Origin of the sequence: Aeromicrobium fastidiosum (assembly GCF_017876595.1) — a bacterium.
In the GTDB taxonomy this organism is placed as follows: domain Bacteria; phylum Actinomycetota; class Actinomycetes; order Propionibacteriales; family Nocardioidaceae; genus Aeromicrobium; species Aeromicrobium fastidiosum.
The window spans coordinates 677,269-702,883 of record NZ_JAGIOG010000001.1 but is presented as its reverse complement, the minus strand read 5'-3'; the positions used below and the strand labels follow the sequence as shown (position 1 = coordinate 702,883).

The 25,615-nt window shown below is 70.4% G+C and carries 27 protein-coding genes; 10 read left to right on the top strand and 17 right to left on the bottom strand.

What is annotated here, in order from left to right:
* Positions 1-50: 50 nt before the first annotated feature.
* Positions 51-1,076, top strand: a complete 1,026-nt coding sequence (locus JOF40_RS03460; RefSeq protein WP_188111657.1) for an iron-siderophore ABC transporter substrate-binding protein — start codon at positions 51-53, stop codon at positions 1,074-1,076.
* An 83-nt stretch (positions 1,077-1,159) separates the two neighbouring features.
* Here JOF40_RS03460 and JOF40_RS03455 read toward each other — a convergent pair whose 3' ends face one another.
* From JOF40_RS03455 to JOF40_RS03440, 4 genes are read right to left on the bottom strand one after another with little or no spacing between them, the layout of a single operon-like run.
* The gene (locus tag JOF40_RS03455) at positions 1,160-1,924 is read right to left on the bottom strand and encodes a helical backbone metal receptor (protein WP_129180127.1); all 765 of its coding nucleotides are present in this window, start codon (positions 1,922-1,924) and stop codon (positions 1,160-1,162) included.
* Positions 1,921-2,421: a thioesterase family protein gene (locus tag JOF40_RS20160; protein WP_209674355.1), complete on the bottom strand. Its 501-nt coding sequence runs from the start codon at positions 2,419-2,421 to the stop codon at positions 1,921-1,923. Before JOF40_RS20160 ends, JOF40_RS03455 begins: the two co-directional genes overlap by 4 nt.
* Positions 2,418-2,810: a nuclear transport factor 2 family protein gene (locus tag JOF40_RS20155; protein ID WP_129180125.1), complete on the bottom strand. Its 393-nt coding sequence runs from the start codon at positions 2,808-2,810 to the stop codon at positions 2,418-2,420. The genes JOF40_RS20160 and JOF40_RS20155 overlap by 4 nt, the downstream gene beginning before the upstream one ends.
* Positions 2,811-2,837: 27 nt before the next feature.
* Positions 2,838-3,314, bottom strand: a complete 477-nt coding sequence (locus JOF40_RS03440; RefSeq protein ID WP_129180123.1) for an NUDIX hydrolase — start codon at positions 3,312-3,314, stop codon at positions 2,838-2,840.
* 79 nt (positions 3,315-3,393) lie between these two features.
* Between JOF40_RS03440 and JOF40_RS03435 the strand changes: the two genes are divergently transcribed.
* On the top strand, positions 3,394-5,496 hold the full coding sequence (locus tag JOF40_RS03435; protein ID WP_129180121.1) for a PhoX family protein: 2,103 nt from the start codon (positions 3,394-3,396) through the stop codon (positions 5,494-5,496).
* A 19-nt stretch (positions 5,497-5,515) separates the two neighbouring features.
* Here JOF40_RS03435 and icmF read toward each other — a convergent pair whose 3' ends face one another.
* Positions 5,516-8,752: a fused isobutyryl-CoA mutase/GTPase IcmF gene (icmF, locus tag JOF40_RS03430; RefSeq protein ID WP_129180119.1), complete on the bottom strand. Its 3,237-nt coding sequence runs from the start codon at positions 8,750-8,752 to the stop codon at positions 5,516-5,518.
* 97 nt (positions 8,753-8,849) lie between these two features.
* Between icmF and JOF40_RS03425 the strand changes: the two genes are divergently transcribed.
* The gene (locus JOF40_RS03425) at positions 8,850-9,353 is read left to right on the top strand and encodes a MarR family winged helix-turn-helix transcriptional regulator (protein ID WP_129180117.1); all 504 of its coding nucleotides are present in this window, start codon (positions 8,850-8,852) and stop codon (positions 9,351-9,353) included.
* Positions 9,354-9,421: 68 nt separating this feature from the next.
* Here JOF40_RS03425 and JOF40_RS03420 read toward each other — a convergent pair whose 3' ends face one another.
* The 4 genes from JOF40_RS03420 to JOF40_RS03405 form a co-directional block, all read right to left on the bottom strand.
* Entirely contained in the window at positions 9,422-10,186 is a 765-nt protein-coding gene (locus JOF40_RS03420; protein ID WP_129180115.1) for a hypothetical protein, read from the bottom strand.
* Between the two features lie 150 nt (positions 10,187-10,336).
* Positions 10,337-11,044, bottom strand: a complete 708-nt coding sequence (locus JOF40_RS03415) for a hypothetical protein (RefSeq protein WP_129180113.1) — start codon at positions 11,042-11,044, stop codon at positions 10,337-10,339.
* Between the two features lie 179 nt (positions 11,045-11,223).
* Positions 11,224-11,664 carry a hypothetical protein gene (locus tag JOF40_RS03410; protein ID WP_129180111.1) on the bottom strand — a complete coding sequence of 147 codons (441 nt, stop codon included), beginning with the start codon at positions 11,662-11,664 and terminating at the stop codon, positions 11,224-11,226.
* Between the two features lie 70 nt (positions 11,665-11,734).
* On the bottom strand, positions 11,735-13,639 hold the full coding sequence (locus JOF40_RS03405) for an acyl-CoA dehydrogenase family protein (RefSeq protein WP_129180109.1): 1,905 nt from the start codon (positions 13,637-13,639) through the stop codon (positions 11,735-11,737).
* A gap of 136 nt (positions 13,640-13,775) precedes the next feature.
* Between JOF40_RS03405 and JOF40_RS03400 the strand changes: the two genes are divergently transcribed.
* From JOF40_RS03400 to JOF40_RS03375, 6 genes are all read left to right on the top strand, one after another.
* Positions 13,776-15,041: an ATP-binding protein gene (locus JOF40_RS03400; protein ID WP_209674353.1), complete on the top strand. Its 1,266-nt coding sequence runs from the start codon at positions 13,776-13,778 to the stop codon at positions 15,039-15,041.
* 29 nt (positions 15,042-15,070) lie between these two features.
* Positions 15,071-15,550 (top strand): ribonuclease E activity regulator RraA, encoded by a 480-nt coding sequence (rraA, locus tag JOF40_RS03395; protein ID WP_129180108.1) that lies wholly within the window; start codon positions 15,071-15,073, stop codon positions 15,548-15,550.
* Positions 15,551-15,757: 207 nt separating this feature from the next.
* The gene (locus JOF40_RS03390) at positions 15,758-15,961 is read left to right on the top strand and encodes a cold-shock protein (protein ID WP_056208020.1); all 204 of its coding nucleotides are present in this window, start codon (positions 15,758-15,760) and stop codon (positions 15,959-15,961) included.
* A 99-nt stretch (positions 15,962-16,060) separates the two neighbouring features.
* Positions 16,061-16,624, top strand: a complete 564-nt coding sequence (locus JOF40_RS03385) for an antibiotic biosynthesis monooxygenase (protein WP_129180106.1) — start codon at positions 16,061-16,063, stop codon at positions 16,622-16,624.
* Entirely contained in the window at positions 16,621-18,117 is a 1,497-nt protein-coding gene (locus JOF40_RS03380; protein ID WP_188111656.1) for a cobyric acid synthase, read from the top strand. The genes JOF40_RS03385 and JOF40_RS03380 overlap by 4 nt, the downstream gene beginning before the upstream one ends.
* Positions 18,114-18,851 carry a cobalt-precorrin-6A reductase gene (locus JOF40_RS03375; protein WP_129180104.1) on the top strand — a complete coding sequence of 246 codons (738 nt, stop codon included), beginning with the start codon at positions 18,114-18,116 and terminating at the stop codon, positions 18,849-18,851. The genes JOF40_RS03380 and JOF40_RS03375 overlap by 4 nt, the downstream gene beginning before the upstream one ends.
* On the opposite strand, the gene JOF40_RS03370 is transcribed toward JOF40_RS03375, so the two are convergent.
* Entirely contained in the window at positions 18,799-19,749 is a 951-nt protein-coding gene (locus JOF40_RS03370; protein WP_129180102.1) for a cobalamin biosynthesis protein, read from the bottom strand. The genes JOF40_RS03375 and JOF40_RS03370 overlap by 53 nt on opposite strands.
* A gap of 53 nt (positions 19,750-19,802) precedes the next feature.
* Between JOF40_RS03370 and JOF40_RS03365 the strand changes: the two genes are divergently transcribed.
* Positions 19,803-20,333 (top strand): bifunctional adenosylcobinamide kinase/adenosylcobinamide-phosphate guanylyltransferase, encoded by a 531-nt coding sequence (locus tag JOF40_RS03365; RefSeq protein WP_129180100.1) that lies wholly within the window; start codon positions 19,803-19,805, stop codon positions 20,331-20,333.
* A gap of 1 nt (position 20,334) precedes the next feature.
* Here the strand turns inward: JOF40_RS03365 and JOF40_RS03360 are convergent, their stop codons facing one another.
* The 7 genes from JOF40_RS03360 to cobA form a co-directional block, all read right to left on the bottom strand.
* Positions 20,335-21,339: an enoyl-CoA hydratase/isomerase family protein gene (locus JOF40_RS03360; protein WP_129180098.1), complete on the bottom strand. Its 1,005-nt coding sequence runs from the start codon at positions 21,337-21,339 to the stop codon at positions 20,335-20,337.
* Positions 21,336-22,091 carry an adenosylcobinamide-GDP ribazoletransferase gene (locus JOF40_RS03355; protein ID WP_129180096.1) on the bottom strand — a complete coding sequence of 252 codons (756 nt, stop codon included), beginning with the start codon at positions 22,089-22,091 and terminating at the stop codon, positions 21,336-21,338. The genes JOF40_RS03360 and JOF40_RS03355 overlap by 4 nt, the downstream gene beginning before the upstream one ends.
* Positions 22,091-23,119 carry a nicotinate-nucleotide--dimethylbenzimidazole phosphoribosyltransferase gene (cobT, locus tag JOF40_RS03350; RefSeq protein WP_129180094.1) on the bottom strand — a complete coding sequence of 343 codons (1,029 nt, stop codon included), beginning with the start codon at positions 23,117-23,119 and terminating at the stop codon, positions 22,091-22,093. Before cobT ends, JOF40_RS03355 begins: the two co-directional genes overlap by 1 nt.
* Complete coding sequence (locus JOF40_RS03345; RefSeq protein ID WP_129180092.1) at positions 23,116-23,910, bottom strand: CbtA family protein; 795 nt, start codon at positions 23,908-23,910, stop codon at positions 23,116-23,118. Before JOF40_RS03345 ends, cobT begins: the two co-directional genes overlap by 4 nt.
* A 70-nt stretch (positions 23,911-23,980) precedes the next feature.
* Positions 23,981-24,190 (bottom strand): CbtB domain-containing protein, encoded by a 210-nt coding sequence (locus tag JOF40_RS03340; RefSeq protein ID WP_129180090.1) that lies wholly within the window; start codon positions 24,188-24,190, stop codon positions 23,981-23,983.
* 175 nt (positions 24,191-24,365) lie between these two features.
* Positions 24,366-24,842: a histidine phosphatase family protein gene (locus JOF40_RS03335; protein ID WP_129180088.1), complete on the bottom strand. Its 477-nt coding sequence runs from the start codon at positions 24,840-24,842 to the stop codon at positions 24,366-24,368.
* On the bottom strand, positions 24,839-25,585 hold the full coding sequence (cobA, locus tag JOF40_RS03330) for a uroporphyrinogen-III C-methyltransferase (protein WP_246152804.1): 747 nt from the start codon (positions 25,583-25,585) through the stop codon (positions 24,839-24,841). The genes JOF40_RS03335 and cobA overlap by 4 nt, the downstream gene beginning before the upstream one ends.
* Between the last annotated feature and the right edge of the window lie 30 nt (positions 25,586-25,615).

Below are 25,615 nucleotides of genomic sequence, written 5' to 3'. Positions count from 1 at the left end.
TCACGGCTTGCGCTAAGGTGAGGCTTCCCTTAGCGAAAGGCAAGATGGCTGTGACGAAGAGATTGACCTGGCGTGCCGGTGTGGCCGCGGTCGCCGCGATGATCGCGCTGACCGGGTGCGGAGGCGCGTCCGACGACGAGACCGAGACGACGACGAAGACGTCCGACGGGGCGTTCCCCGTGACGGTCGATCACGAGTTCGGCTCCACCACCGTCAAGGCGGAGCCCAAGCGGATCGTGGTCGCCGGCCTCACCGAGCAGGACACCGTCCTGCAGCTCGGCTTCACGCCCATCGCGACGACCGAGTGGTACGGAGAGCAGCCCTATGCCGTCTGGCCCTGGGCCCAGGGCATGCTCGGCGACGCCAAGCCGACCGTCCTGAAGCAGACCGACGGTCCCGAGTACGAGAAGATCGCCAGCCTCCGACCCGATCTGATCATCGCCGTCAACGCCGGACTGGACAAGCAGATGTACGACAAGCTCGCCAAGATCGCGCCCACCGTCGCGCAGCCCAAGGGCGGCACGCAGTACTTCTCACCGTGGGACGAGCAGGCCATCCAGACGGCCAAGGCCCTCGGCAAGGAGAAGGAGGGGCGCCAGCTCGTCGCCGACACCAAGGCGGCGTACGCCAAGGTGGCTGCCGAGCACCCCGAGTTCAAGGGCAAGACCGCCACCTTCTCGCAGGGCCTGTCGTACGACGGTCTGCTGTACGTCTACCAGGACGGGCTGAGCACCGAGTTCCTGACCTACCTCGGGTTCACGATCACCCCCGGCCTCGAGAAGTACAGCGAGGGGCCGGGCATCCAGGCCGCGATCCCGGAGGAGAAGCTCGACGTCATCGACGCCGACGTCATCGTCTTCGCGACCGAGGAGGCCAAGAACCTCGACAACCTCAAGGCGATGCCGACGTTCGACACGCTCAAGGCGGTCCAGCAGAACCGCGCCGTCTACACCGAGGGGACCGTCGCCGGTGCGCTCTACTTCATCACGCCGGCCAGCCTGATGTACGCCCTCGACAAGCTCACGCCGCAGCTCGAGCGTGCGGTCAAGGGTGAGTCACCGCAGAAGGTGGGGTGACGCGGCTCGTACCTCGCCGCTCCAGCGGCTCCTTCGTCGCCGCTGCCGGGCTTCGCCCGGGTCACTGCCTTCGCTCGCTCGGCTCATGGGTGGGACCAGGAGTCGGGCGAGCCCAGGAGATCCTCTAGGTCCTTCCTGGCTTTCAGCATGGAGGGGCCGTACCAGGTGAGGGCTCGGCCTGAGACGAGGGCGGTCGGCGTCGTCCCGAAGGCCTCGGGGCCGTCGTCGGCGGTGAACACGTAGGGCTCGTCCGGCAGCAGCACCAAGTCGGCGTCGATGCTGGCGACGTCGACGTGCGGGTAGCGGTCGGGCGAGTCGGCGAACACGTTGACCGCACCCAGTCGGGCCACGAGGTCACCCGTGAACGTCCGTGAGCCGACGACCATCCACGGATCGCGCCAGATCGGGATGGCCACGCGCGGGCCGTCCCGATCGGGCTCGACCGCCCACACCCGCTCGGCCTCGACGAGCCAGTTCGGGACGTCCCAGCCCAGGCCGTCGACGAACATCCGGCGCATCGACGAGAACGCCTGGTCGACGGTCTCGATGACCGTGACCCACACGGTGATGCCGGCGGCCCGGAGGCGGGCGATGTCGAGCTCGCGGTTCTCCTCGCGGTTGGCGATCACGACGTCGGGTGCCAGGGCCTCGACGGCCCTGCGGTCGGGGTTCTTGGTGCCCCGCACGCGCGCGACGTCGAGATCGACGGGGTGCGTGCACCAGTCGGTCGCGCCGACCAGCGCCTCAGGACGCGTCACCGCGATGGCCTCGGTGAGCGACGGCACCAGCGAGACGATCCGGCGAGCGGGCCCGGCCCGTTCGACGAGATGTCCGAGGTCGTCGTTCACCGGCGACGAACTCCCATCGCACCGCTCAGGGGCGCTGGCCAGGGCCGGTCGTCGGCCGCGATGGCCGCGTCGATCAACGCCGTGACGTCGTCGGGGAACGGTGTCGGTCGGCGTGTGGTCATGTCGACGTGCACGGCGGTCGTCTCCATCGTGCACGCGAGACGGCGGTGGGTCTCGTCGACGATCAGGCACACCACGTGCATCACCTTGTCCGAGCGGGCCACGAGGCGCACGCGCACCGACACGTCGTCCCCTTCGAGCAGCTCTGCGTGATACGTCAGGTGGTGCTCGGCGGTGAACGTCGAGAACCCGCGCAGCTCGATGTAGTCGTCCGACATGCCGAGCTCATGGCGACAGCGCTGCCACAGGGCCGTGCCGCCGAGCTCCATGTACCGGCCGATGTTCATGTGGCCGTTCACGTCGATGAAGTCAGCCGGCACGGTGACGTCGAGGTGGCTCGGCAGGTCGACGACCTGCTCGTACGTGGGGACGTTCACGATGCTTCTCTCATGAGCTCGGCACCCATGCGCTCCATCAGCGCATGCAGGCCCTTGACCGGCCGCACCATGACGGTGAACCCGGTGACCTGCAGCTCGTCGTTCCACTCGATCATGTCGACCCCGTGCACGTCGATGCCGTCGATCGTGGTGGTGAACTCCAGCACCGCCGAACCGCCACGTCGCCACTCGTGGTGGTAGACGAGCCCCGGGCCGAGGACGACGAGCGCGGCAGCGAGGTACGTCTTGGTGACGGCGCGGCCCTCCTGGGGCGTGTGGACGGCCGGCGAGCGGAACACTGCGTGCTCGTCGAGCCAGTCGTCGAGGAGGTCGGGATCCTTGGCACGGACGATGTCGTGCCACCGGGCGATGGGGTCGGTGGGGTTCACGAGCCGACCCTACCGACGGCATGGACGTCAGTCGTCGAGAGGACCGAACCGTGCCGCCACCGTGCCGTCGAGCGCCGTGTCGACCCGGCGTCGCATGTCGGTCGACATCTCCGGCAGGGCCGTGCGGACGAACCAGCCGGCCTCGGTGTTCTCGCCGTCGGCCGGGAAGGGCTCGCCGGAGACCCACTGCAGCCGGAAGACGATGTCGACGTACTGCGTGCGGTCGCCGTTGTCGTACGTGTACATGTCGGTGACGTGCACCCAGGAGAGGTGCTCGGCGGTCGCGACCACGTCGGCCTCCTCCAGCACCTCGCGGGTCGCCGCGTCGGACGGGTCCTCGCCGGGGTCGATGATGCCGCACACGGGCGACCACTCGCCGGTGTCGGCCCGCCGCACCAGCAGCACGTCGTCGCCGCGCACCACGACGGCGGTGACCCCGCACAGCCAGAGCGGCACCGTGCCGATCTTCTCGCGCAGGTCGAGGATGAACTGTGGGGTCGCCATGCGGTTCACGGTAGTGGCGAGCCGCGTCGTTCACCTGCGAGACACCCGACGTTCGTGGAGCCGACCTAGCGTCCCGTGCATGAGCATCGCACCTGACCGAGACCTGCTGCCCGTCATCGACCTGAGGGCACCGTCGTCGCCGTGCTCGACCGGCCGCGCCGCGCTCACGTGCCGCTACCGCTGCGGCGACGCCTGCGCGCACGAGGCACCCAACACGACAACGAACGAGACCTTCGCCGACGTGATGGAGTCCGCACTGTCACGGCGCAGCGTCCTGCGAGCGGGTGCCGTCGTCGGTGCCGTGGCCGTCGTGGGGACCGGGCTGTCGGCCAGCCCCGCGGCCGCCGCTGTCGGGGAACGGCGACGTCCGCCGGGGGGCCACCACGGTCACGACCCGCGTCGGCCCAAGGGGCTGCGCTTCTCGCCCGTGGCACCCAACCTCCAGGACGCCGTGGTCACGCCGACCGGATACGACCAGCAGGTCGTCATCAGCTGGGGTGACCCGCTCTTCAAGGGCGTCCCCGCCTTCGACGTCCACCGTCAATCGGCTGACCGACAGCGGCGCCAGTTCGGCTTCAACAACGACTTCGTCGGACTCCTGCCGCTGGCCGGCAGCACGCGGCTCATGGTCGTCAATCACGAGTACACCAGCGAGACGCTGATGTTCCCCGGCTACTCGGCCGCCAATCCCACCCGCGAGCAGGTCGAGACGGCGTGGGCGGCCCACGGTCTGAGCGTCGTCGCCGTCAAGGAGGACCGCCGCACCGGCGCGCTGCGTCCGGTCGTGGGACACCGGCTCAACCGCCGATTCCACACGACCAGCGAGTTCGAGCTGACCGGCCCCGTCGCTGGCCACCCGCTGGTCCGCACGAAGGCCGATCCGCGCGGGCGCACGGCGCTCGGCACGCTCAACAACTGCTCGGGCGGTCTGACGCCGTGGGGCACGTGGCTGACGGCCGAGGAGAACATCAACCAGTACTTCGCGAACGCGGCGACCGTCACCGATCCGGTGCAGGCCAAGCGGCTGGCCCGCTACGGCATCGCGGGCACCGCGACCGAGCGCAAGTGGGAACGGTTCGACGACCGCTTCGACATCGCCAAGGAGCCCAACGAGGCGAACCGCTTCGGCTGGATCGTCGAGATCGATCCGTACGACCCCACCTCGACGCCGCGCAAGCGCACGGCTCTCGGCCGCTTCAAGCACGAGGCCGCACAGCCTCGCATCACCGACGACGGTCACGTCGCGGTCTACATGGGCGATGACGAGCGGTTCGACTACTTCTACAAGTTCGTGTCGGCGGGGACGGTCCGCAAGGGCACGTCGGCATCCGCGCGCCGGCACAACGCCGACCTGCTCGACGAGGGCACGCTCTACGTCGCCAGGTTCACGGGCGACTCCCCGGCGATCGAGATCGACGGAGCCGGCACGTTGCCCGCCGACGGCCGTTTCGACGGGGCCGGGGAGTGGATCAAGCTCGTCAGCGGTCGCCGATCGTTCGTGCCCGGCATGACGGCCGAGGAGGTGCTGCTGTTCACGCGGCTCGCGGCCGACGCCGTGGGCGCGACCAAGATGGACCGGCCCGAGGACGTCGAGCCGAGCCCGCGCACCGGCGCGGTCTACATCGCCCTGACCAACAACTCCAACCGCGGAGCAACGGGTGCCGCGCCGGCGGACGAGGCCAACCCCCGCACGTCCAACAAGAACGGCCACGTCATCGAGCTCGTCGAGCACCGGGCCGACTCCGGCGCGACCCGCTTCGCCTGGAACATCCTCCTGCTGTGCGGAGATCCGGCCGATCCCAAGACGTACTTCGGCGGCTATCCGTCGCGCGACGTCTCGCCGATCTCGTGCCCCGACAACCTGGCGTTCGACCGCTACGGCAACCTGTGGATCTCGACGGACGGCAACGCGCTGGGCTCGCACGACGGCCTGTTCGGCCTCGCGCTCGAGGGCCCGGAGCGAGGAGCCACGCGACAGTTCCTGACCGTTCCGACAGGTGCCGAGACGTGCGGGCCGGTCATCGAGCGCGACCGGGTGCTCGTGGCGGTCCAGCACCCCGGCGAGAAGGACGGTGCCACGGCGACCGCCCCGGCGTCGACGTGGCCCGACGGCCCCGGCCGTGTGCCGAGGCCCTCGGTCGTCGCGGTGTGGCAGAGGAACGGCCGCAGCATCGGCATGTGACGACCGAGATGTCGGCGGCTCAGACGTTGCGGCGGTACTGGCCGCCCACCTCGAAGAATGCCTCGGTGACCTGCTGCAGCGAGCACACCCGGGCGGCGTCCATCAGCACGGCGAAGACGTTCTCGTCGTTGATCGCGGCGAGCCGCAGCCGCTCCAGCGCTTCGGCAGCCTCCTGGCTGTGCGAATCCTGCCATCCACGCACGCGCGCGAGCTGCGACTCCTTCTCGGCCTCCGTCGCGCGCGCGAGCTCGACGGTCGGCGGCTCCTCGCCCTCGACGTGCGGCTTGCGGAACGTGTTGACGCCGATGATCGGCAGCGAGCCGTCGTGCTTGCGGTGCTCGTAGAGCATCGACTCGTCCTGGATGCGTCCGCGCTGGTAGCCGGTCTCCATCGCGCCGAGCACGCCGCCGCGCTCGTTGATCGCGTCGAACTCGGCCAGCACGGCCTTCTCGACCAGATCGGTCAGCTCGTCGGTGATGAACGCCCCCTGGGTGGGGTTCTCGTTCATCGCGAGGCCCCACTCCTTGTTGATGATCATCTGGATCGCGAGCGCGCGGCGCACCGACTCCTCCGACGGGGTGGTGACGGCCTCGTCGTACGCGTTGGTGTGCAGGCTGCTGGCGTTGTCGTAGATCGCGATGAGCGCCTGCAGGGTCGTGCGGATGTCGTTGAAGTCCATCTCCTGCGCGTGCAGCGACCGGCCGGACGTCTGCACGTGGTACTTCATCTTCTGCGAGCGCTCGTTGGCGCCGTACTTCTCCTTCATGGCGATCGCCCAGATGCGGCGCGCCACGCGACCGAGCACCGAGTACTCGGGGTCCATGCCGTTGGAGAAGAAGAACGACAGGTTGGGCGCGAAGTCGTCGATGTCCATGCCGCGCGCGAGGTACGACTCGACGTACGTGAAGCCGTTCGACAGGGTGAAGGCGAGCTGGCTGATGGGGTTCGCCCCGGCCTCGGCGATGTGATAGCCCGAGATGCTGACGGAGTAGAAGTTCCGCACGCCCTCGTCGATGAAGTACTGCTGGATGTCGCCCATCATGCGCAGGCTGAACTCGGTCGAGAACAGGCACGTGTTCTGTCCCTGGTCCTCCTTGAGGATGTCGGCCTGCACCGTGCCGCGGACGTTCTTGAGCGCGTACGACCGCAGCTCGGCGTGCTCGGCCTCGGAGGGCTCGCGGCCCTCGCGCTCGCGGAAGACGTCGACCTGCTGGTCGATGACGGTGTTGAGGAAGAACGCCAGCACGGTCGGGGCCGGCCCGTTGATCGTCATCGACACCGACGTCGAGGGTGCCACCAGGTCGAAGCCGTCGTAAAGCGCCTTCATGTCGTCCAAGGTCGCGATCGAGACGCCGGACGTGCCGACCTTGCCGTACACGTCGGGGCGCGGGTCGGGGTCGCGACCGTAGAGCGTCACGGAGTCGAAGGCCGTCGAGAGGCGGGTCGCGTCGCCGTCGGACGACAGCAGCTTGAAGCGGCGGTTGGTACGGAAGGGGTCACCCTCGCCCGCGAACATGCGGGCGGGGTCCTCGCCGTCGCGCTTGAACGGGAACACGCCGGCCGTGAACGGGAAGTAGCCGGGCAGGTTCTCCTTGCGCCAGAACCGCACGAGGTCGCCATGGTCGGTGTAGCGGGGCAGCGAGACGCGCGGCACCTTGTTGCCCGACAGCGACTCGCGGGTCAGCTGCGTGCGGATCTCCTTGTCGCGCACCGTCACGACCATCTCGTCGCCGGAGTACGACTCCACGACCGACGGCCACGCGTCGATGCGGTCGGTGATCTCGGCGGGGACGGCCTTGCGCGCCTCGGCCACGAGCTCGCCCAACTCGTCCCTTGAGCCTGTCGAAAGGGTCGCTTCGTCCGCCACGGCCTCCAGCCGCTGGGCTCGGCTCGCAGCCGCGGCCAGCTTCTCGGTGTCGGCGTGGAAGCCACGGATCGTCTCGGTGATCTCGGCGAGGTAGCGCACGCGGTCGGACGGGACGACCTGGCGGATGCCGCTGGAGAAGCGGACGTCGACCGCCGGCAGGACGCCCTCGCCGACGGGCAGACCGCGCTCCGCGAGGCTGTCGCGCAGGTGCTGGTAAAGCGCGGTGACACCGTCGTCGTTGAATGTCGCGGCCGACGTGCCGAAGATCGGCATGTCCTCGGGCTTCTTGCCGAACGCCTCGCGGTTGCGGACCATCTGGCGCCCGACGTCGCGCAGGGCGTCCTTGGCCCCGCGGCGTTCGAACTTGTTGATCGCGACGGTGTCGGCGAAGTCGAGCATGTCGATCTTCTCGAGCTGCGACGCAGCACCGAACTCCGGCGTCATGACGTACATCGACATGTCGACATATGGCACGATCGCGGCATCGCCCTGGCCGATGCCGGGGGTCTCGACGATCACGAGGTCGAAGCCCGCCGCCTTGACGACGTCGATGACGTCGGACAGCGACTCGGGCAGCTCGTGCGAGCCGCGCGTGGCCAATGAGCGGAAGTACGCCCGCTCGCCGTCGAGCGAGTTCATGCGGATGCGGTCGCCCAGCAGCGCACCGCCACCGCGGCGTCGGGTGGGGTCGACCGCGATGACCGCGACGCGCAGCTTGTCCTGCTGGTCGACGCGGAAGCGGCGCACGAGCTCGTCGGTCAGCGACGACTTGCCGGAGCCGCCGGTGCCGGTGATGCCGAGCACGGGGGAGGTGTGGGCCGCGGCAGCCGCGCGGATGCGCTCGCGGTGGTCGTCGCTGAGCGCGCCCTGCTCGGCGAACGTGATGGCGCGCGCGATCGCGGCGCGGTCGCCGGCGATCACCGCCTCGATGTCGAGCTCGCCCACGGCCTTGAGGTCGACGTCGCAGTCGGCGACGACGGAGTTGATCATGCCGACCAGGCCGAGACGCTGCCCGTCCTCGGGCGAGAAGATCGTGACCCCGCTCTGCCGCAGGCGCGCGATCTCCTCGGGCACGATGACACCGCCACCGCCGCCCACGACGTGGATGTGCCCTGCGCCCTGCTCCCGCAGCGACTCCACGAGGTACTCGAAGTACTCGACGTGACCGCCCTGGTACGACGACACGGCGATGCCCTGCACGTCCTCCTCGATCGCGGCGTCGACGACCTCCTTGACCGAGCGGTTGTGCCCGAGGTGGATGACCTCCGCGCCCTGAGACTGGAAGATGCGCCGCATGATGTTGATCGAGGCGTCATGGCCGTCGAACAGCGCGGAGGCCGTGACGAGACGCACGGGGTGGGTGGGGACGTGCAGGTCGTTCGCGCTCATGGACACCTCGGTCGTGGCGGGCAGCAATACTAGGAATTAAAATAGTCGCATGTCCAACTAATTACTAGTGGCGTCGTTCGCGCCCTACGATAGGCCCATGTCAGACGCGCACAGGCTCGATTTCGATCCCATCGAACGGGCCGGGGAGATCTGGTCGCGGCACATCGGTGACCCGACCTCGATGCGGCTGGCGACGTCGATCATGCGCGTGCAGCAGCTCATCAGCGCCGAGCTCGACGCGGTGCTCAAGCCGCTCGGCATCACGTTCGCCCGCTACGAGGTGCTGGTGCTGCTGTCGTTCAGCGCGACGGGACGGCTGCCGCTCAGCAAGATCGGCGAGCGGCTCATGGTGCACCCGACCTCGGTGACCAATGCGATGGACCGGCTCGAGTCGCAGGGGCTCGTGCGTCGGGTCGCCGACGAGAAGGACCGTCGCCGAACGTTCGCCGAGCTGACCGACGAGGGCCAGCAGGTGCTGGCGAAGGCGACCACTGCGATCACCGCGATCGACTTCGCGGTGCCGGGCATGACGACCGAGCAGCAGGACCAGGCCTACGACCTCCTGCGCCACCTCAGGTCGGCTGCGGGCGACTTCGCCTGAGACGCCACGAGGCCCCGTCCTCGTGGGACGGGGCCTCGTGGTGACTGCCGGTGCTCAGGCGGACCTGATCAGATGCGACCGGTCTTGATCGTCTCGAACTTCTCCTGCGTCGCGGTGCGCGTCGTGTAGAGGCGGTAGCGGTACTTGGACTTGATCGTGGCCTTGTAGCTGCCGCTGCCCTTGGAGTTGAGCTTGATCGTCTTCACGGTCTTCCACTTGCTGCCCTTGAGCCGCTGCAGCTTGACCCGCTTGACCGACTGGAACTGGCCCGACGACGGGTTGATGACCTTGATCGACAGCGCCCGGAACGTCACCTTGCTGTTGCGGCGGTTGATCTTCAGGGCGATGCCGTTGCTGCGGGTCGTGGTGACCTGCTTGCGGGCGTAGAACGTGTTGCTGACGACCGGCGAGACCGTGCCGTCGGAGAAGTACGTCGGGCCCAGCTGGACCTTGCCCGAGCCCCACTGGCGAGGGATCTCGACGCCGCCGTTGCCGGCACCGGGGTAGAGCATGACGCGGCCCTTGGGGCGTCCGTTGATGCGGACGTCGGTCTGGACGTTGTTGTCGGGCGCGCTGCCCGCGACGTTGCCGAGGAACTGGGTCGTGGGCCGCGAGGTGATGACGCCCGAGCCGAGGCGCAGGGCGGTGATGGTGCCCGCGGCGCTGACGCCCGACGAGCTGCCCAGACGGCTGACGGGCACGGAGGTGCCGCCGACGACGCCGGCCGACTGGGTGTCGGTCTCGGCTGCCGAGACGGGGCCAGCCCCGAGGCTGAAGGCGAGAGCCGACGCCGTCAGCACGGCCCCGGCGCGGGTGATGGTGGATGTACGCATGAAGAAAGGTCCCCCCGGAGAGTTGGTGATGTTCGCGATCGGTCTCAGTCTCGCACAGCGCAGGCGGCCTGCACGAGAGCGTCACGGACGACGAACGGCCCCCGCCCGGTGAGGGCGAGGGCCGTACGAGGATGTGTCAGAGCGTGCGGGTCAGAGCTTGCGGAGGGGCTTGGTCTGACCGCCCTGGTAGACCGAGGTCTCCGTGATCACCAGACGGTAGTTGCGCTTCTTGCCGTCACGACGCGTGTACGTCTTGGTGCCGTTCTTCTTCAGGGTCAGCTTCTTGAGCGTGCGCCACTTGCTGCCCTTCTTGACCTGGATCGTCGCCTTGCGGATGCCGACGTTGCGGCCCGCATTGTCGACGTAGCGGGCCTTGACCTTGAAGGTCAGCTTCTTGCCGCGCTTCTTGACCTCGAGGCCCGAGCGGAACTCGATGCCGTAGCGGATCTGGGCACCGGCGGACGGGGCGATCGGCTTGCCCGAGAAGAAGGTGCGCGTGCCGGTGCGGCTGTCGTAGCCCTGCGCGACGATGTTCGTCAGCGACACGACGCCGATGCCCCAGGCGCGCTGGTAGGTGAAGCCCGACTGGGGCGACACGAACACGTCGTTGGCGACGGGTGCGCCGTTGACGAGAACCGTGGCGCGCAGGCTCGAGATCTCGATGCCCGGCACGGTCGGCGTGATGGCGGTCGGGACCAGCGACGTCGTCGACGCGCGGAAGCCGCTCGTGTAGGCGTTCTGGGGCGCGACGCTGGCGGCAGCGCCGTCGCCGGCGGCAGCGGTGGCCGAGGTCGTCGCGCCTGCGACGAGAGCGGTGGATGCGACGGCGATGGCCGCTGCGCGGAGCAAGGTCTTCATCTGGTGGTTCCCCCTGGAAGGTTGATGTGGTGGTCGTATTCAACCAGACGCGCCGGGGTGGCAAGACAGTTCGTCTCAGGAAACGGTCAGGTTCTTCTGTGAATGCCCTCAGGATGCACGAAGGCCCCCACGGCTCGGTGGGGGCCTTCGGACGGGGCACGCCGAGGCGTGCCAGCAGATCAGATCTTGACGCTGCGCGTGTTGCCGCCCTGGTACAGAGCCGTCGGCTTGATGAGCATGCGGTACTTGCGCTTCTTGCTGCTGCGGGTCTTGTAGGTTCCGCCGCCGTTGCCGTTCAGCTTGACGTTCTTGAGCGTCTTCCACTTGCTGCCCTTGAGCACCTGGATCGTCGCCCGGCGGATGCCGACCGGCGTGCCGGCGTCGTCGCGGTAGCGGGCGGTGAGCCGGAACGTGAGCTTGGAGCCGCGCTTCTGGATGCGGATCTTCGACTTGTAGTCGATCGGGTACGGAGCGACGGCGATCGAGACGTCGCCGGACGTCGTGACGGCGGTCGAGGCGACAGCAGGCGCGGACGGTGCGGCGGTCGCGACCGAGGCGCCTCCGGCGACGAGAGCCGTGGAGGCGATGCCGATGGCTGCCGCGCGGAAAAGGTTCTTCATGGTGTCCCCCTGGAGAATGGTGATGGTCCCCGTAGTCAACCAGAGTTCGACGACGCCGCAAGACAGCCGCTCAGTCGACGAGCATCGCCGCGCCGAGGGTCTCCTCGGGGACGCCGAACCCCTCGATCAGCGTCAGCGTGTGGGGCCGCAGCTTGTCGAGCAGGTCGTTGATCAGTGCCGTCACGGTCTTGGCCCGCGTGTCGGAGAGCCGGTTGTGGCCCATGAACCACGCGAGGTCCTCCTCGATCGCGGTGAGCGCGTAGAGCGAGCAGACGTCGCGCAGCAGGTCCTGAGCCTCGGGGTCCTCGCAGCGGGCGATGCCGGCGGTGAAGGCCTCGAGGACGATGCGCTCGATGTGGACGCGGCCGGCCCGGATGACGTGGTCCTGGGCTGCATTGAAGACCTTGAACGCCTCGACCTTGTCGCTGCCTGCCCGGCGCAGGCGACGCGCGGCCGTCTCAAGCACGTGCTGCTCGCGGTCCTCGAACAGGTTGAGCTGGGTGCCGCGGTCGAGCAGGTCGTGGTCGTCGTCGCCTCCGCCCGGACGCGCGTCGATGAGGCGCTGGATCAGCTGCGAGGCGGCGGTGCGCTCCTTGACGACGTCGGCGACCGTGCCGGCGGCGAACTTGACCATGCCGACGGGATCGAGGCCGCCGACCTCCTGCGCGTACGACGTCAGCAGCTCCTTGGCGACGAGCTGGAACAGCACGTGGTTGTCGCCCTCGAACGTCGTGAAGACGTCGGTGTCGCCCTTGAGCGTCGTGAGGCGGTTCTCGGCCAGGTAGCCGGCACCGCCGCAGGCCTCGCGGGCCTCCTGGATGGCCTTCGTGGCGTGCCACGTCTGGGCGGCCTTGAGTCCGGCGGCGCGGCTCTCGAGCTCTCGCTGCTGGTGCGCCGGCGGCGGCTCCTCCGAGCTCTGCACGCGGTCCATGCGGGCCACGAGCTGGTTCTGCGCGAACCGCATGGCGTACGACTTCGCGATCAGCGGCAGCAGCCGGCGCTGGTGCATCCGGTAGTCCATCAGCAGGATCTCGTGGTCGGGGTCGGGGCCGAACTGGCGACGCTTGAGCGCGTAGCGGCCGGCGATGCTGAGGGCCACCTCGGTGGCGGCGCTGGCCGATCCGCCGACGCTGATGCGTCCGCGGATGAGGGTGCCGAGCATCGTGAAGAACCGGGCGTTGGAGCTCTCGATCGGCGAGGAGTACGTGCCGCCCTCGTCGACCTGTCCGTACTTGTTGAGCAGGTTCTCGCGGGGGACGCGCACGTTGTCGAAGACGAGGCGTCCGTTGTCGACCGCGCCGAGGCCGCCCTTGTGCTTGTCGTCGGACGTCGTGACGCCCGGCAGGTCGTTGCCGTCCTCATCGCGGATCGGTACGACGAAGCAGTGCACGCCGTACGACTCGCCCTTCGTGACCAGCTGGGCGAACACCGCCGCGACGCGGGCGTGCGCGGCGGCACCGCCGATGTAGTCCTTGCGCGCCGACGGCGTCGGCGAGTGGATGACGAACTCCTGGGTGGCCGGGTCGTACGTCGCCGTCGTCTCGAGGCTCTGCACGTCGCTGCCGTGGCCCGTCTCGGACATCGCGAAGCAGCCCAGGATGTCGAGATTGATCAGGCCCGGGATGTACTGCTCGTGGTGCTTCTCGGTGCCGAGGTTCTCGATCGCCCCGCCGAACAGGCCCCACTGCACGCCGGCCTTGACCATCAGCGAGAGGTCGAACTGCGCCAGCATCTCGATGCCGGTGACGGATGCGCCCGGGTCGCCCGTGCCGCCGCTCGAGACCTTGAAGCCGGCCGCGGGGATGCCCGTCGCGACGAGCTTCTTCATCTGCCCGAGCACGCGCTCGCGGGCCTCGTCGAGCGTCAGGTCGTGGTCGTACGACAGGTCGAACGTCGCCAGCTCCTTGCGGGACTGCTCCCGCACGTGGCGCCACTTGCCGTCGAGGGAGATGCGGAGTTCGTCGCTGAGCGTCATGCAGCCACGGTACCGGCGGGAGCCGTGCTCGGCACGAGCATCGGCGAGCGCGCGCCCAGACGTGGTGTGTGAAAGTGATAGTTCAGGCCGTGTGAAAGTGATGGTTCGCGGTGTGTAGAAGTGATACCGTACGTGGGTGTCCGACTACGTGGAGCGTCTGGTCGATGCCCGCCTCCAGCGACTGTTGTCTGCCTTCCCGGCTGTGGCGCTGCTCGGGCCCCGAGCGGTCGGCAAGACCACGACGGCCCGGTCGTTGGCCGGATCGGTGGTGCGTCTGGATCGTGCGGCCGAGGCGGCGGCCTTCGAGGCTGATCCTGACGCGGCACTCATCGGCCTGGCCGAACCCGTCTTGCTCGACGAGTGGCAGGAAGTGCCCGGAGTGCTCGGTGCTGTCAAGCGAGCTGTCGACGACTCAGGGCGCCCCGGTCGGTTCATCCTGTCGGGGAGCGTGCGGGCCGAGCTCGACACGCAGACCTGGCCGGGTACGGGTCGCGTGATCCAGCTCGCGATGCGCGGCCTGACCGTCGCCGAGCTCGAAGGCGCGTCCGCTTCTTCTCCCTTCCTGCAGAGGGTGACCGCCAACGATCCTGCAGCTCTCGGGCCCGGGTCCGAGGATGACCTGCGGTCGTACGTCCAGCGTGCACTCCGCAGCGGATTCCCCTACCCCGCGCTCCGGCTCTCCGACGACGAGCGACGCACGTGGTTGGCCGGCTACGTCGATCAGGTCGTGTCGAGGGACGCGCCGCACGTCGGAGGAGCCAGATCCACCGTGCGACTCCGGCGATACCTCGAGGCGCTGGCACTCGTCGCCGGCGGAGTCGTCACCGAGACCACCATCCTGCAGGCATCTGGCCTGAATCGCGCGACGGCTCAGTCCTACGAGCAGCTGTTCGTCGACCTCCACATCCTCGACCTCGTGCCGTCCTGGCACAGCAACAGGATCTCGCGCCTCGTGAAGATGCCCAAGCGATACCTCTCCGATGCAGCCCTCATCGCGGGCGTCGGCGGTCTCACGGCCGAGGACGTCATGCGAGACGGCGACATCTTGGGCCGGGTGCTCGACAACTTCGTCTACCAACAGATCCGGGCGGAGTGCGGAGTCATGGACGTGCCCCCTCGCCTGTATCACCTCCGCAACCAGGACGCGCGGCGCGAAGTCGACATGTTGGTCGAGCTGGGAGGCGGGCGGATCGTGGGCATCGAGGTGAAAGCGACCGCATCCCCGTCACGTCACGACGCACGTCACCTCGAGTGGCTGCGTGACGAGCTGGGGGAGGCGTTCGTCGCGGGAGTCGTCCTCCACACGGGCCCGCGGGCCTTCTCGCTGGGCGACCGCGTGACCGCCGCGCCCATCAGCACGCTGTGGTGCCAGGTCGAGCAGGCTGTGGTGCGAGGTCGATAGCGTGGAGGAATCCGACCGAGAGGACCACGATGTTCACGACTCCTGACCTGTGCGACGACCATCCCGAGCAGGTGCGCGTGCTGGCGCCGGAGTTCTCGACGTTCGGCGGGCGGGAGGCCTTCTTCGGCCAGGCCGTCACGGTCCGCTGCCACGAGGACAACTCGCGGGTCAAGGACCTGGCCGGCACCCCCGGTGAGGGCCGGGTCATCGTCGTCGACGGCGGGGGGTCGCTCGGACGTGCGCTGCTCGGCGACGTCATCGCGCAGACCGCGGCCGACAACGGGTGGGCGGGACTCGTCATCCACGGTGCCGTGCGCGACGTCGAGATCCTGCGGACGATCGACCTCGGCGTGAAGGCGCTGGGAGCGATCCCGCTCAAGACCGACCGCAAGGGACTCGGCGACGTCGGCCTGACCGTCACGATCGCCGGTGTGACGGTCGAGCCCGGCGACTGGGTCTACGCCGACGCGACGGGCGTCGTGGTGTCGTCCACGCCCATCCACGACTGAGCTCCTCCGGCAGTGGCGACACGTCCGGATGGGACGGAGGTCGCTTTGTGAGCCGGCGCGCGCTAGGGTTGATCCCAGTTGCACGACGTTGGGCTGTACGAACGAATGATGTTCCTTCACTGGTGTTGATTTCTTCTCGGTTGGATGTGTGTCGCGACGGTCGCTCGCGAAAGGCGTGAGCGGCAATTCGCAAGAAGGAGAAACATCATGGCTACAGGAACTGTCAAGTGGTTCAACGCTGACAAGGGCTTCGGATTCATCGCCCCGGACGACGGCAGCGAGGACGTGTTCGCGCACTTCTCCGCCATCGCCACGAGCGGCTACCGCTCGCTGGACGAGAACCAGAAGGTCGAGTTCGACGTCGAGCAGGGCCAGAAGGGTCTGCAGGCGACGAACATTCGTCCCCTCTGATCTCTCTGTGATGAGCTGAGCCTGACTCAGCCCTCAGATCAGCACAGCACCCCCGGAGCCTCGGCTCCGGGGGTGCTGTCGTTCTCCTAGGGTGGACCCATGACCGGACCCGTGACCGTCTCCATCACCCGGCGCGTCGACCCCTCGCAGGAGGACCAGATGCTGGCCTGGCTCCGGGCCGGCACCGAGCTGTCCGAGCGGTTCGACGGCTTCCTGGGCTCGGGCTGGATCCGCCCGACGGAGGGTTCGGCGGAGTGGCACATGCTCTACCGCTTCGCGTCGCCGCAGGCGCTCGAGGCGTGGGAGCTGTCGGCGCAGCGTCGCTGGTGGCTCGACTCGGCCCAGGGATTCGTGGCCGAGGCGTCCCGCGAGCACCGCACCGGCATCGAGGGCTGGTTCGACGAGCCGTCGAGGGTCGATGTGCAGGATCTGCGGCCGGCGCCGACGCCTCCGCCCCGCTGGAAGCAGATGTGCTCGATCTTCATCGTGTTCTTCCCGCTCAGCCTCGCGGCCAACGAGCTGGGCCGCGTCTACCTGGGCGACTGGTGGCTGCCGGCCCGCGTGCTGCTCACGGTGTGCGTCATGACGCCGCTCATGACCTACGTGCTGCTCCCGTGGGTCACGCGGCTGCTGGGTCCGTGGCTGCACAAGGTCCGCGCGTGACCGGGGCGCTGCTCGTCGCCGGCACGACGTCCGACGCCGGCAAGAGCATCCTCACGACGGGCCTGTGCCGGGCGTTCGCGCGCCGCGGCCTCAAGGTCGCGCCCTACAAGGCGCAGAACATGTCGAACAACTCGATGGTGTGCCTCGGACCCGACGGGTCGGGGGCCGAGATCGGCCGGGCACAGTGGATCCAGGCGCTCGCGGCCCGCGCAACGCCCGAGGCGGCCATGAACCCCGTGCTGCTCAAGCCCGGAGGCGACCGGGCCAGCCACGTCGTCGTGATGGGTCAGCCCGCGGGCGAGATCACGTCGGCGGAGTTCATCGGCGGACGAACGCACCTCGCGGCGGCGGCGCATGCGGCCTTCGACGACCTCTCGGCGCGCTACGACGTCGTGGTCTGCGAGGGCGCGGGCAGCCCCGCCGAGATCAACCTGCGGGCCGGCGACTACGTCAACATGGGCCTGGCCCGGCACGCCGACATCCCGACCCTCGTGGTCGGCGACATCGACCGGGGTGGGGTGTTCGCGGCGATGTTCGGCACCGTCGCGTTGCTGGAGCCGGCCGATCAGCGGCTCGTGGCGGGGTTCGTGGTCAACAAGTTCCGGGGCGACGAGGGGCTGCTGGCCCCCGGCCTCGAACGGCTCGAGGCGCTGACCGGGCGTCGGGTGTTCGGGGTCCTTCCCTGGAGCTCCGATCTGTGGCTCGACTCCGAGGACGCCCTCGACCTCGCCGGCCGGCGGGCCGCCGACCGGGGCGCGGCGCTGCGGGTCGCGGTGATCCGGCTGCCGCGCATCAGCAACTTCACCGACGTCGACGCGCTCGGCCTCGAGCCGGGGGTCGACGTCGTCTTCGCCAGCGACCCGCGCGACGTGACCGATGCCGACCTCGTCGTCCTGCCTGGTACGCGCGCCACGATCTCCGACCTGGGCTGGCTCCGCTCCCGTGGGCTCGACCGGGTCATCCTCGACCACGCGGCCGCGGGACGTCCCGTGCTCGGCATCTGCGGTGGCTTCCAGATGCTCGGGGGAGTCATCAGCGATCCCGAGGGCGTCGAGGGCGACGCCGGTGCCGAGGTCACGGGCCTGGGTCTGCTCGACGTCGCGACGACGTTCGCGGCCGACAAGGTGCTGCGACTGCCGGTCGGCGAGGCGCTGGGCACCGACGCGGCGGGCTACGAGATCCACCACGGACGCATCAGCCACGGCGACGACGAGAAGTTCCTCGGCGGGGCGCGGGCCGGTCACGTCTTCGGCACGATGTGGCACGGCAGCCTGGAGTCCGACGGCCTGCGGAGGGCCTTCCTCGCCGAGGTCGCGGACGCGTTGGGGCGTCGGTACGAGCCGTCCGAGGTCAGCTTCGCGGAGCGGCGCGAGGCCCGGCTCGACCTGCTCGGCGACCTCGTCGAGCAGAAGCTCGACGTCGAGGCGCTGCTGTCCCTGGCCGAGCACGGTGCGCCGGCCGACCTCCGGGTGCTGCCGCCGGGGCTCGGATGATCCTCCTGCTCGGCGGCACCGCCGAGGCGCGTGCGCTGGCCGTGCTGCTCGATGCGGCGGGCGTCCGGTTCGTGTCGACGTTGGCCGGACGGGTCGCCCGTCCTCGCCTGCCGGTCGGCGCGGTGCAGATCGGGGGGTTCGGCGGCGTGCGTGGGCTGCGGGCCTACCTCGGGGAGCACCGGGTCACGGCGGTCGTCGACGCGACGCATCCGTTCGCGGCCGGGATGAGCGCCAACGCGGCCGAGGCGTGCGCGGCCGAGGGCGTGCCGCTGCTGCGGCTCGAGCGCCCGGGCTGGGCCGGCGAACCCGGTGCCGACCGGTGGCACTGGGTCGACACGCACGACGAGGCCGCCGCGCTGACCGCGACGCTCGGCGAGCGTCCGTTCCTGACCGTGGGCCGGCAGTCGCTCGACCGGTTCGTCGGGCCCCTGGCCGGGGTGTCGGCGGTCGCCAGGGTCGTCGACCCGCCCGACATCGAGCTGCCCGAGCCGTGGACGCTGCTGCTGAGTCGCGGGCCCTACGGGCTCGACGACGAGCGCTCGCTCATGGCGACGCTCGACGTGCTCGTGACCAAGGACTCGGGCGGATCGCACACGTGGGCCAAGATGCGGGTCGCGGGCGAGACAGGCATCCCGGTCGTCGTCGTGCGGCGGTCGTCGGCGATCTCGGACGTCGAGACCGTCAACGACGTCGAGGCCGCCGCCGCGTGGGTCGCGCTGCGACCGACGCGCTGACGACGGCGGCACCGAGGCCGACGGCGTCGGCCAGACGCACCGCACGGGGGACGTCGTCGGGGCTGACGGGACGTCCCGACCCCAGGAGCGCGCGGTGCTCGACCCGCGTGCCGTACAGGTTGGTGCCTCCCAGCTGCACGCCCAGGGCCCCCGCGAACGAGGCCTCGACGGGTCCGGCGTTGGGGCTGGGGTGCCGTCGGGCGTCGCGGGTCCACGCCTCGAACGCGTCGGCCGGACGTCCACCGACGAGCGGGGCGAGCGCGGCCCCCAGCAGCGCTGAGAGGCGGGCCGGGGCCAGGTTGAGGACGTCGTCGAGGCGCGCGGACGCCCAGCCGAACCGCTCGAAGCGTTCGCTGCGGTGGCCGACCATGGCGTCCAAGGTGTTGGCGGCGCGATAGGCCATCAGCCCGCCGATGCCGCCGACCGCGCCCGCCAGCAACGGGGCCACGACGGCGTCCGAGGTGTTCTCGGCGACGGACTCGACGGTCGCGCGCGAGATCTCGGCAGCGTCCAGCTGCGACGGGTCGCGGCCCACGAGGTGGGTCAGCTGCTCGCGGGCGGCCGGGAGGTCGTCGCGGTCGAGGTGGGCGTGGACCCGCTGGGCCTCGCGACCCAGCGAGCGTCCGCCGAGGACGGCCCACGTGGTCGCGGCGGTCAGCAGGCTGCGGGCGATGGGACGGCCCCGGGTGATGCGGTCGGCGAGCAACCCCGCTGCGCCGGCCCCACCGACGAGGGTCGCGGTGTAGGCCGCACCGGTCAGGCGGTCGTCCGCCCACATCCGCTGCTCGAGGGCCCCGGCGAGGCGGCCGAAGCCGGCGACGGGGTGGTGACGGGCCGGGTCACCCAGCAGCCGGTCTGCTGCGAAGCCGATGACGAGCCCCGTCGCGCGCGCTGACATGTGCTGTGCTCCCGGTCGTCTGAGTAAGGTGAGCACGACACTAGCGAGGTGCCATGAAGGTTCTGGTCACGGGCGGCGTGCGCTCGGGCAAGTCGTTCCACGCGGAGTCGCTCCTGGTCGCGGAGCCCCACGTCACGTACGTGGCACCGGGGCCAGAGGCCGACGTCGACGCCGATCCGGAGTGGGCTGCGCGCGTCGCGATCCACCGGGCCCGCCGGCCCGACCACTGGGGCACGATCGAGACCCACGACCTGGCCGGCGCGGTGCGCGGTGCAGACGGCGCGGTGCTGATCGACTGTCTCGGCACCTGGCTGACGTCCGTCATCGACGAGCTCGACGGCTGGGACCAGCTGCGCGACGACTGGGAGCCCGTGCTGCACGACCGGCTCGCCGACACCGCCGCGGCCATCTCCGAGCACCGCGGCACGGTCGTCGCGGTCACCAACGAGGTCGGCATGAGCGTCGTGCCGGAGCACCGGTCGGGACGGGTGTTCCGCGACCTGCTCGGCGTCGTCAACCAGCGGATCGCCCAGGAGTGCGACGACGTCCTGCTCGTCGTCGCCGGTCGCGCCCTCCGGCTCTGAGTCAGCTCAGGACGTGGGCCCAGGCCTCGGGGTCGACCTCGGCCAGGGACGCTGGGCTCCACTGGGGAGACCGGTCCTTGTCGATGACCTGCGCGCGGATGCCCTCGACCATGTCCGGCACGCCCAGCAGGAAGGTCGACACCGCGAGGTCTTGGTCGAGGGCGGCGCGCAGATCGGGCAGCGTCGCCGCGCGGCGCACGACGGCGAGGGTCAGCGTGACCGCCGTGGGTGATCGCGCCTCGATGTCGTCGGCGGCCTGCGTGGCGTCCTCGGTGCCGGCGGCGCGGAGCCGGGCGACGATCTCCTGCACGTCGTGACCCGCGTACGCAGCGTCGATCCACGCCTGCCGGCCCAGCAATGCCGATGCGGGAGGCTCGACCGCGAGACGGGCCAGGACGTCGTCGGGCGTCTCGGTCTCGAGGGCCCGCTCGAGATCGGGCAGACGGTCGCTCGGCACCAGCACGTCGGCCATGCCGAGGGCGATCGTGTCGGCCCCGTCGGCGTTGGACGCCGTGAGGGCGAGGTGCGTGCCCAGCTCGCCGGGTGCGCGCGACAGCAGCCACGGGCCGCCCACGTCGGGCACGAAGCCGATGCGGGTCTCCGGCATGCCGACCGACGTCCGCTCGGTGACGACGCGGTGGGAGGCGTGCGCCGAGACGCCCACGCCGCCGCCCAGCACGATGCCGTCCATGAGGGCCACGACGGGCTTGGCGTACGTCGCGATCGTGTGGTCGAGCACGTACTCCTCGCGCCAGAAGTCGACGGACTCGTCGGTGCCGTCGCGGGCCGACCGGTACATGCCCTGCAGGTCGCCCCCGGCGCACAGGCCCCGGTCGCCCGCGCCCGTGACGAGCACCGCCCCGATCGAGTCGTCCGTCGCCCAGCGGTCGAGTGCCTGCTGCGCGAGGCGCACCATCTCGAGATCGAGCGCGTTGATGGCGCGCGGACGGTTGAGGGTCAGGACGCCCAGGCGTCCGCGCTGCTCGACGAGGACGGTCGTGGTCATGTGGCCCCCAGGAGCATCGTGGCGAGCGAGACCTCGATGGCCGCGCCGAAGACGTCGCCGGTGACACCGCCGAACCGCCGGACGCAACGGTAGGTGAGGGCTGCGCCGACGACGAGACCGGCCGCCGCGACGACGACGCCGCGCCACGGCTCGTAACCGGCCCAGCCGAGCACCCCGGCGGCGATCGCGCCGACGACGACCCAGCTCAGCACGGCGACGAGCGGCGTGACGGTGCCGACGTAGGACGCCGCGAGGCCGCCCTCGCGCGCCGCCGGGACGCCGCGCGCGCAGGTCACGACCAGCATCGCCCGCGAGGCGCACACGAGCACGGCAGCGACGACGGGTCCGCGCGGTGTCGACAGCACCGAGGCCAGCGCCGCGACCTGCAGGCCCAGCACGAGCACCAGTGCCGCGGATCCGGCCGGGCCCGAGGTGCCGCCCTTCATGACCTCGAGCGACCGCTCGCGGTCGTACGAGGCCGTGAGCGCGTCGGCGACGTCCGACAGCCCGTCCAGGTGCAGGGCACGGCTGCCCGTCGCGAGGGCCCCGACGGCGACGACCGCGACCGCGACCGGTGCCAGGTCGAGCTCGCGTCCCGCCCAGCCGATCACACCGACCAGCAGCCCCAAGGGGATGACTGCCAGCGGTGCGAGCAGCATCGCCGCGCCGGCCGTGCGCCGGTCGACCCGGGACGGGTGCCCGACCCGCAGCGCCGTCAGGGTGCCGACCGAGAGCCGCCAGGCGTCGAGCATCAGTGCAGGTCGGACAGCAGCGCGACCTGCGACAGCAACAGCGCCGCGGACCGGAGCAGCGGCACGGCGGCGACGGCGCCGCTGCCCTCGCCGAGCCGCATGCCGAGGTCGAGCACGGGCTCGAGCCCCAGCTTGTCGAGCGCCAGCGACTGGGCGGGCTCGGTCGACCGGTGGCCCGCGACGAACCATGCGGCGGCACCGGGGGCGAGGCGATCGGCCATGACGGCCGCCGCGACCGAGATGACGCCGTCGAGCAGCACGGGCACGCCGGCCCGCGCCGCAGCGGCCATGAAGCCGGCCGAGGCGGCGAGATCGGCGCTGCCGAGCGCGGTGAGGGTGTCGACGGGGTCGGCGGTGCGCTCGCCGGCACGGTCGACGGCGTGCTGCACGAGCGCTGTCTTGGCGGCCAGCGCGGCCTCGTCGATGCCCGTCCCGCGGCCGGTGACCTCGGAGGCGGGCAGGCCGAAGGACGCGGCGATCAGGGCGGCGGCAGGGGTGGTGTTGCCGATGCCCATGTCGCCGCTGACGAGCAGCTGAGCACCCGCGGCGATCTCCTCGGCCGCGACGGTCTCGCCAGCCAGGATCGCCCGGCGGGTCTCGTCGGACGTCAGCGCGTCCTCGAGGTGGATCGCGCCGGACCCGCGCCGCACCTTGAACGCCGTGACCTCGGCCGGGACGCCGTCGAGGTCGTCGTCCACCCCGAGGTCGAGCACGCGGACCGACACGCCGTGCTGGGCGGCGAGCACCGAGACGCCGGCCCGGCCGGCCAGGAACGTGCGCACCATGGCGGGCGTGATGGCCTTCGGGAAGGCCGAGACGCCGTGGTCGGACACCCCGTGGTCGCCGGCGAAGATGACCGCGCGGACACGGTCGATCGGCGCGGGCGGCACCTGGCCCTGGGTCGCGGCGACCCAGACGGCCAGGTCGCCGAGGCGTCCGAGCGCACCGGGAGGGGTCGCGAGATCGGCCAGGCGGGCCTCGGCCTCTGCCCGCAGCGTCGCGGAGGGGGCGGTGACGGCGGCGGTCACAGGCTCGCCGCCAGGTCGCGACGCGCCGTCCGGGCGGTCTCCTGCTCGTACAGCCTGCCGATGAGTCCGGCCAGGATGATGCCGAGCGCGGCCCACAGCGTCAGGTTGGTCATCAGCGAGGCGCGCCGGAAGTACCAGAGCGTGTCGCCGGGGAACGTGCCGATCTCGTTGACGGTCGGGAGCAGCAGCCCCGTGACGACGACGATGACGAGGAACGTCGCGCCCGAGACCAGGAGCGTCCGGTACGTCCCGATCTGGGACAGCAGGCGGCGGGCCAGCAGGACCACGCCGATCATCGCGAGGATCGAGACGGCCTGGATCGTGAAGTAGTAGAGCGTGCGGTCGGCCAGCGTGTCCTCGTTGCCGACGGCCGGCGGGGTCGCGGGGTACTTGACGAACGGCACGAGCCACGCCGCGACGAAGCCCAGCAGCGCGATGACCGCGGTCGACTGGCTGGGCCGCAGACGTCCGAGACGTCCGACCGCGAACGCCGAGATGAGTCCGACGACGCCGCCGAATGCGGTGCTGACGGCGAAGATGCCGGTCGCCAGGCCCCACGTCGACTGGTTGTCGCGCGAGACGACGGTGCCGCCCTCGTCGTGCGAGTGCGAGTGGGTGTGGCCGTCGTCGGCGGGTGCGGCCTCGACGGGAGCGGCGGCGGTGCCGGCCTCCTCGACGGCGATCGCGGCGTCGACCTGCGGCTCACCGACGGTGTAGGAGACGGCGAAGGCGAAGATGCCCGCCAGGAAGCCCGCGAGCAGGCCGCGGACGAGGAAGTTGCGTGGGGTCATGAAGGTGCCCGTTTCTGGGTAGCGCGAATTCCCGGCCGCCTCAGGGGCGCGCCGGGTCAGGGGAGAGGTGTCAGTGGCAGGGGAAGCCGAGCAGGTGGCGTCCGTCGTGGACCCACTCGTGGACGGCGTTGCCCGACGGGATCGACACGATGCCCTGGTCGGCGCTGATGAAGAACAGCACGATGGCGGCGATGAGGAAGACGAAGGCGGCCCAAGGGGCGAGCTGTGCGACCGGGATGGTCGGGATCTCGACCTCGGGGGTGGCGATGGCCTGTGACATGGAATCTCCTTGTGGGATGAGTGCGTCCCGTGAATGGATGAGTCGCCACCCCGTCGGGTCTGGCTTCGCCTGGTGCAGGGTCTGCAGGAGGCGTCACAGTAGCGCGACTGCGCCGGATTCTCACCGGCTTCCTCGGGGGTGGTGCTGTCATCCTAGGGACGAGTCGTTGCGATGGTCAACGAGGGGGCACGGTGACGTCGACCTCGCGGGTGGCCGGATCGACGCTCGTGATCGATCCGTTGGCCGGTGGCTCGGGGCGCTGACCGCTCAGCAGACCGACCGCGAGGCCGATCGTGTCGCCGTGGCTGACGGCGACGGTGTGGTCGGGCAGGTCGCGGTCCACGCTGTGCCGATCCAAGAACTGCTGCACCCGCACGAGGACGTTGGTGTAGTTCTCGTCGAGGCCCTTCTCGAGCAGCAGCGGCTCGACCTCGACCTCGAGGCCCAGGTGGGCACCGATGATCTCGGCGGTTTCGAGCGCCCTCGTGGCCGGCGAGCTGAGCAGTCTCACGACGCCGCGGCCCGCGAGCGACTCGGCGGCGTGCTGTGCCTGCTCCCGCCCCAGCTCGGTCAGGGGCGGGCTGAGCTCGTGGCCCTGCATGCGGTCGAGGACGTTCCAGGTCGACTGTCCGTGGCGCACCCAGAGGATCATGCGCCGGCCACCTCCGTGAGGCCGTCGATGTCGGCGACCTCGCCGATGACCGCGACGGCAGGTGGTCGCAGCTCGGCGGCCGCCTCGGCGATCGTGGCGACCGTGGCGCGGACGACGCGCTGGCTCGGCAGGCTGCCGTCGGCGACGACCGCCGCGGGCGTGGCCGGGTCGAGTCCGCCCTCGACGAGGGCCGCGCAGATGGCCTCGAGCGTCCGCACGCCCATCAGCACGACGATCGAGGTGCCGGAGTGGGCGAGCGCGGCGTAGTCGAGCGTGCTGTCGGGGTGGCCCGGCGGCACGTGGCCCGAGACGACCGTGAACCCCTGCGTCAGGCCGCGGTGCGTGACCGGGACTCCGGCGAGCGCGGGTGCGGCGATCGCCGAGCTCACGCCCGGCACGACTCGGGTCGGGATGCCGGCGTCGTGGCAGGCCAGCAGCTCCTCGCCGCCACGACCGAACACGAAGTTGTCGCCGCCCTTGAACCGGACGACGTGACGGCCGGCCTTGGCGTGCTCGACGAGCAGCTGGTTGATGTCGTCCTGGCTGGTCGACCGGCCGCCGGGGATCTTGGCGACGTCGATGATCTCGGCATCGGGTCGTGCCCAGGCCAGTGCGGCGAGGGGTGCCAGTCGGTCGGTGACGATGACGTCGGCGGTCTCGATGGCCTCGCGTCCGGCGACCGTCACGAGGCCCGGGTCGCCGGGCCCGCCGCCCACGAGGGTCACCGATCCGATGTCGAGGATGCGCTCGGGGGCCGGGGCGTGGGCGTGGCC